The 6,698-nt window shown below is 28.0% G+C and carries 7 protein-coding genes; 2 read left to right on the top strand and 5 right to left on the bottom strand.

Going from position 1 to position 6,698, the window contains the following annotated elements:
- Positions 1-80 precede the first annotated feature (80 nt).
- Complete coding sequence (locus OWM07_RS11070; RefSeq protein WP_423303809.1) at positions 81-428, bottom strand: hypothetical protein; 348 nt, start codon at positions 426-428, stop codon at positions 81-83.
- Positions 415-2,007, bottom strand: a complete 1,593-nt coding sequence (hflX, locus tag OWM07_RS11075) for a GTPase HflX (protein ID WP_423303811.1) — start codon at positions 2,005-2,007, stop codon at positions 415-417. Before hflX ends, OWM07_RS11070 begins: the two co-directional genes overlap by 14 nt.
- A 167-nt stretch (positions 2,008-2,174) precedes the next feature.
- Between hflX and OWM07_RS11080 the strand changes: the two genes are divergently transcribed.
- Together OWM07_RS11080 and OWM07_RS11085 are read left to right on the top strand one after the other, a co-directional pair.
- Positions 2,175-3,392 carry a molybdopterin molybdotransferase MoeA gene (locus OWM07_RS11080; protein WP_423303812.1) on the top strand — a complete coding sequence of 406 codons (1,218 nt, stop codon included), beginning with the start codon at positions 2,175-2,177 and terminating at the stop codon, positions 3,390-3,392.
- A complete protein-coding gene (locus OWM07_RS11085) occupies positions 3,370-4,035 on the top strand; it encodes an RluA family pseudouridine synthase (RefSeq protein ID WP_423303813.1) in 666 nt (221 codons plus the stop codon). Before OWM07_RS11080 ends, OWM07_RS11085 begins: the two co-directional genes overlap by 23 nt.
- A 33-nt stretch (positions 4,036-4,068) precedes the next feature.
- On the opposite strand, the gene OWM07_RS11090 is transcribed toward OWM07_RS11085, so the two are convergent.
- The 3 genes from OWM07_RS11090 to OWM07_RS11100 all read right to left on the bottom strand — a co-directional run bounded on the left by OWM07_RS11090 (position 4,069) and on the right by OWM07_RS11100 (position 6,631).
- Positions 4,069-6,066: a methyl-accepting chemotaxis protein gene (locus tag OWM07_RS11090; protein WP_423303814.1), complete on the bottom strand. Its 1,998-nt coding sequence runs from the start codon at positions 6,064-6,066 to the stop codon at positions 4,069-4,071.
- Positions 6,067-6,133: 67 nt separating this feature from the next.
- The gene (locus OWM07_RS11095) at positions 6,134-6,274 is read right to left on the bottom strand and encodes a hypothetical protein (RefSeq protein ID WP_423303815.1); all 141 of its coding nucleotides are present in this window, start codon (positions 6,272-6,274) and stop codon (positions 6,134-6,136) included.
- Positions 6,275-6,280: 6 nt separating this feature from the next.
- Entirely contained in the window at positions 6,281-6,631 is a 351-nt protein-coding gene (locus OWM07_RS11100; RefSeq protein ID WP_423303816.1) for a DUF4070 domain-containing protein, read from the bottom strand.
- Positions 6,632-6,698 lie beyond the last annotated feature (67 nt).

Raw genomic sequence — 6,698 nt, forward strand, 5'->3', positions numbered from 1 at the left:
AAGGATTGACAGGTTTACAAATGGTTAATATTGTAGATAACAAAATGAGGATTTACACAAATAATGTTACAGGGTCATTCTTACTCACTTGTCATTTGCTCTCTTGTCTCCTTTAATATTTTCCATCCGCATGCTGATAATTTTAAATATGATATACATTTATTAACAATTATTTTTTTATTTTCATCATCAACCAGATACTCTTCTGAAATAACTCTTGCAAAATTCCCCTTTATATTCGATTCTAATATTCTCACATCTTTTAAAATTATCCCCTTTGAAAATTTATACATAAAAGATTCATAACCTTTTTTATCTGGATAAAAATTTTTAAGCATACTATTTTCATCATACAAATCATAAATCGCACCAAATTCATTTTTCTCATACAATTCCATCCGCTTTAAAATCAAATCAGCTGGACTCATTTTTTACCTTTTTTCTAAATAATATATAAAAGATTTTGTTTAATAGTTCATTAAAGGTTTTTCTCTGTAAAGCAGATATAAAGACTGCATCAGGATACTCTTTTTTAATATCATTTAAAATATCTTCATCCAATAAATCTATTTTATTAAAAACTAAAATCTGATCCACACTTAATAAATTTAACTCTTCCAAAATATTATTCACACTTTCAATATGCCTTCTAAAATCTGGATTAGAAATATCTACCACATGTAAAAACAGATCTGCATCATACAATTCATCAAGTGTAGATTTAAATGCATCTTTCAAATCCTCTGGTAGATCCCTTATAAATCCTACTGTATCAGTGATTATTATCTCTTTTTCCTCAGGGAATCTTAACCTTTTTGAACTGGTATCAAGTGTAGCAAACATTAAATTGTCAGCATAAATTTTGCTGTTTGTAAGACTATTTATCAAAGTTGTTTTTCCAGCATTTGTATAACCTACAATAGATACAGTGGGTATATCTTTTTGCAATCTTCTTTTTCTTTGCGTAAATCTATTTTTCGAAATCTCTTTAAGTTTCCTATTTAAAAAAGCTATCCTATCTTTTATTCTTCTCCTATCAATCTCAAGCTTTGTTTCACCTGGTCCTCTACCACCAATACCACCTGTCAATCTTGACAAAGAGTCATCTTTCACACTGAGTCTTGGCATAATATATTTAAGCTGAGCTAACTCTACCTTTAATTTACCTTCATCTGTATGAGCTCTTTTAGCAAAAATATCTAAAATTAACTGAGTTCTATCAATTACTTTTAACTCAACAATTTTACTTATTTCCCTTGCCTGTGATGGCTGAAGATTGTTATCAAAAACAATATAATCAGCACCCATTTGATATGCTTTTATAGCTATCTCTTTTAATTTTCCTTTTCCTACAAGATACTTTGAATCAACTTTATTTCTAATCTGATAAATTGTATCCAAAACATTCAATCCAGCACTTCTTGCTAACTCTTTCAACTCCTCTAAAGCATATTTCAAATCATTTTTAGACTTATAAACCCCAACTAAAATAGCATTATTGCCTCTATTTACTTGATACAAAGCATCTGTTTTATCTTCAATCTCTTTTTCAAGCCCTTTTATGAACTCAATATAGTCTAATTTTTGATTATAAACATCCCTATCATCTAAAAAGTCAAATGTTTTGCCCTCATTATTAGGTGGTAAAAGATATATAGTATCCATACTCTTAGGTAAACCTTGATTATCAACATAAATCGCAGTTAGAGAATCAAGTCTAAGCATTGCCAAATCTGTTATATCATCATCATTTATAGGCTCATCAAGTAAATGTGTATGAACCAGACGCAAACCTCTAAGCTTGCCAGGTACCAATCTAAATCTCTTTAATTCTGGGATAAATATCGATCTATTATCACCTACAATTACATATTGCACTTCATTTTGTCTATCTATCAAAAGCCCAATCTGTCTGTTAACCTCTCTTGAAAGTGATGATAGTTGTTTTGCTAAATCAACGGAAATTATATTATTTGTCCTAAACCTTTTCCTATCTAACTTTTCCAATTTTTTTATAAATGACTGTCTTAAATCCTTTAATTCACCAGTTAAAATATATCACCTCCATTTTCTAAAATGTTCTATCCTACCAAATCACAATATAATATATTTTTCACTTGAGTTTAATAGATTTTTTAAATAAAATTTAAATAAAAAATAATAAAGAGGTTAAAATGATAAATCCTTACGATGCCTTAGAATTAATTATTTCAAATATAAATGAGGTTGGATTTGAATATATCAATGTCACTAATGCTATAAACAGGATTGCTTATGATAATGTAAAATCTAACATTAATTTACCATCTTTTGATAACTCTGTTATGGATGGTTATGCTATAAAATATGAAGGTTTTGAAAAATATGCTGATGAACTTAAAATAATCGGCACAATTAAAGCAGGTGACCTAAACAATTACACATTAGATGACCCCAAAACCTGTTATAAAATAATGACTGGTGCTAAATTGCCATCTGGAGCTGATACAGTAGTAGAGTATGAAAAAACAGAAAACCCAGAACCTGATATTTGTAAAATTGTTGGTAATGTAAAATTTGGAGCTAATATCAGAAAAGTTGGTGAGGACATAAAAAAAGGGGATTATATAGAGATTAAAGGTAAAAGACTTAAACCGTGGGACATATCTAGATTAATAAGCGCTGGGATATCAAACATTAAAGTTTATAGAAAAATAAAAGTTGCAGTTTTAGCAACTGGTGATGAGCTAATCATGCCTGGAGATCAATTTAATGGTGGCGTTTATGATAGCAACAGTTTTGCTATTAAAACTCTATTAGAGTTATTTAATATAGATGTTAATTATTTAGGGATTTCAAAAGATAGTATCGAAGAGTTTGAAAAAATTTTTGATTCTTTTCAAAAATATGATGCAATAATAAGCAGTGCTGGTATTTCATTTGGTGACTTTGATGTGGTTACAAATCTATTCAAAGCAAAAGGGATTGAATTTCTCTTTAAAAGTGTAAAACAAAAACCAGGAAAACCTTTTTCTTTTGCCCTTTTAGATGATGGCACTCCATATTTTGCCTTACCAGGCAATCCTGTAAGCTCCTTTTTTTGCACTTATTTTTATGTTTTACCTGCATTAAGAAAAATGATGGGGGAAAAAGATTATCAAAACAAATTTGTTTATGCAAAACTTGGTGCTGATATGCATAAAAAAAACAACAGATTCCACTTTAACAGAGTAACTCTTAAATACAATGAAGATACCTTTATAGCAATGCCTTACAAAACTCAGGACTCTCATATAATCTCATCTCTGTTTTATGGTAATGCATTTGCCTTAATTGATGATGAAATAATAGGCACTATCAAAGCTGGTGAAAAAATAAAATGTTATATTTATGACTTTAACACAATCTTCTGACTTTGAAATTGTTTACAATGATAAAGACATAATAGTTTTAAACAAATCCCATTCAATACATACAATACCTGATAGATACAACAAGGAGCTTCCTTCACTAAAAAATATTCTTCAAAACGCTTTTAAGGAAATATATGTTGTTCATAGGCTAGATTTTGGAACAGGAGGATTAATAGTTTTTGCCAAAAATAGATATAGCCACAAATCGCTTTCTACTCAATTTTCTACAAACCAAATAGACAAAAGATATTTATGCATAACAGATGGAGTTATCAAATACCCTTTTACTTCCTTACTCCCGATATCTAAGAGAAATTATCATGGAAAATACAAAATAAATTTCAAAAGTGGAAGAAAAAGTATTACAACTTTTATCCCTATAAATTACAACAATAAATACTCATTAATTGAAGCTATACCCAAAACGGGAAGATCTCATCAGATTAGAGTGCATTTAAAAGCTTATAAGGCACCATTGTATCAAGATTTTTTATACAATAAGAAAATAGAAGATAAAAGATTAACACTTTTTGCTTACTATTTAAGTTTTACTCATCCTACAAAAAATAAAAAAATGGAATTTAAAATTAAACTAAGCGATTTTATGAATGACAAATTAATAGAAACAGGTCTAATCAAATAAGTTGCGGCCACTAAACATGTGACCGCAATCAATTTATACTCTAAACCTTTTTGCCAATTCTGATAATTCTTTGTTTATCTCAACAAGTTTATTTGATAAATTAAACACTTCTTGAACTTTATCACTACATTCCATATTTGTGTTGTTGATATTATTCAGAGATTCAACAATTGAACTCACAGCCATGTTCAATTCTTCTATCATATTTGCTATCGGATTTATCGCATTTATAGATTCTTCTAATCTTTCAATATTATTACTAAAATTAGTACCTACTGATCTTAACTGCTCTATTTTGTCTTCCAATGATAAAATACCATCATTGACAGTCAACACTGATTCATCGATTTCATGGTTTATTTTTTTTATCATATCAGAAATATCGTTTACCGACTTTGCTGTCTTTTCTGCTAATTTTCTCACTTCATCAGCAACAACCGCAAAACCTCTCCCCTGCTCACCTGCCCTAGCAGCTTCTATTGCTGCATTTAATGCCAATAAATTAGTTTGATCCGCAATATCTATAATAATACTAATCACATCATTTATCTGCTTACTTGCTTCTTTTAAGTTTGATAAAGTAACAGCAGCCTTGCCAAGTTCTTTTGATATTATATTTACATCATTAATTGAACTATTTAAATGTTCATTACCAGATAATATATCCTCTCTCACATCATTTAAATTCGTCAAAGAGTTATTAACATTACTTGCAATTTCAGCTGCACTTTGAGATAGCTCTTCTGTTGCTGCAACTGTGGAATCTATGTTATAACTAACATCTTTAAAAGAACATGACATATTATTCATCTCTTCTTCTAAAGAATCACCAACCTCTTTTAGCACATTAATAGCATTAAAGATATTTACAATCATTTCTTTTAATTTATTTTTCATCTCATTTAGTGAATTGCCCAATGTAGCCAATTCATCCCTATTTTTCACAACAATATCTTCTATATTTAAATCACCTTCTTCAATTCTTTTAGCAACTACTACAGCATCATTGATAACTTTACTAATCTTATTGGAAGTAAAAATCCCTATTACAACTCCCAAAATCAATGCAGTGACAATTGTTAAAATCAAAACACTTGTTGAGCTACCGATCATAGAATCTATTGATACAAAAGTATCTGATACATTTTTATTTGAAAATTTTACAAGATTTTCTATCTGAACAGCTAACTTTGCATTTAGATTATCTACTTTTTTTATGATATCCTTTAAGGAATTGTCTGTCTTAATTTTTTGCAGATAAGTTTCGTATAAAACTTTAGCATTATTTTGTATTTCCGTATTTAAATTATTAAGTTTATTCAAATGTTCTAATTTCTTTTTATCATCGATTTTATCAACAACAATACCTTGATACTTACCACCTTTAATTAAAGTATTGATAGCTGCAACCATTGCCCTTGAATAACTGATAATAGAATCTTTAGCATCTTCTATATCATATTCATCTGTAAAGCTAATGAGTAAAGAGGAATAAATTTTAATCTGTAAAATATCTTCCATTATCTTGCTTAATAACATTAAGGTATTGTGATCTTTTACACCTCTACTGATAATAAAAGTTTCCCCTTTTTGTTGTCTATATAAGCTGTCAATTTTATCAAAAACAGTATTAACTTTATCAACATATTGTAGATATTCTTTTTTTAATTTAATCAGTTGGTTTGAATACTCTGGAATAGATTTATAATCTTTTTGAATTTTATTAATGTCTTTATGTTTGATAAGTTTAATATTGTTATTAGCTTCCTTTAAAAATTTTGCTAATTCCTTTTCATAACTTTCAACCTCTTTAACCTCATTTGAAACTTTAATATCTTTCAATATTGAGGAAATTTTTAAAAACTGAGATTGTAAATCTTTAAGCTGAACTTGCAGAGTTATTGCACTTTTAATTTCTTTTTTAATACCATAAGCAATTTTTTTAAAAGATGATATAGCAAAAACTCCTGCAATCAAAAAAAGTAGTGCAATTATTAAATATGACGCAATAATTTTTGTTTTTATACTCACAACACACCTCCCAAACAAATAAAATACTGAGTATATCGTACTTCACTTTAAAAAATATTAAATTTTATCATAAATAATCTATTATTACAATATCATAAATTCCAAATATTTTTATATAGTCATAAATATAAAGCTTTTTACCTTTTACATAATACTTTTTAGGCAATATTAAATTAATATTTTTCAAATGCTTTGTTATTTTTTGCAATAAACTTTATCCTCCTTCCTCCCCTATATAATCTAAAAAAGGTTTTGCATAATAATTCAGAAAAGATTTGTTTCTTTGATATTCTTTTGTAACTTTTTCAAAAACTTTTCTAAAGTGATAACCACATATAGCCAAATATACTGCCAGAGGAAATAGCCTCAATTTTTTTATACAAACCCATAATAAAAATGGGATATAATACCATCTTTCCTTTTCTACTAAACCCAATTTAATTATTGATTTTAAGAAGGCCTTGACCCTTTCTAATGAAAAATTAACTTTCTTTTCAGGTATTGTTGGTAAGTTATAAGAATTAATAAAATTCTTTAACCTTTTATAAAAATTTTTAGGAGTCAACTATAAATAATGGAGAGCAGGATTAAATTTTTCACGATTTTTAAGCATAGCAAAAAGGATTCTAATC

Origin of the sequence: Deferribacter thermophilus, assembly GCF_049472675.1 — a bacterium.
In the GTDB taxonomy this organism is placed as follows: domain Bacteria; phylum Chrysiogenota; class Deferribacteres; order Deferribacterales; family Deferribacteraceae; genus Deferribacter; species Deferribacter thermophilus.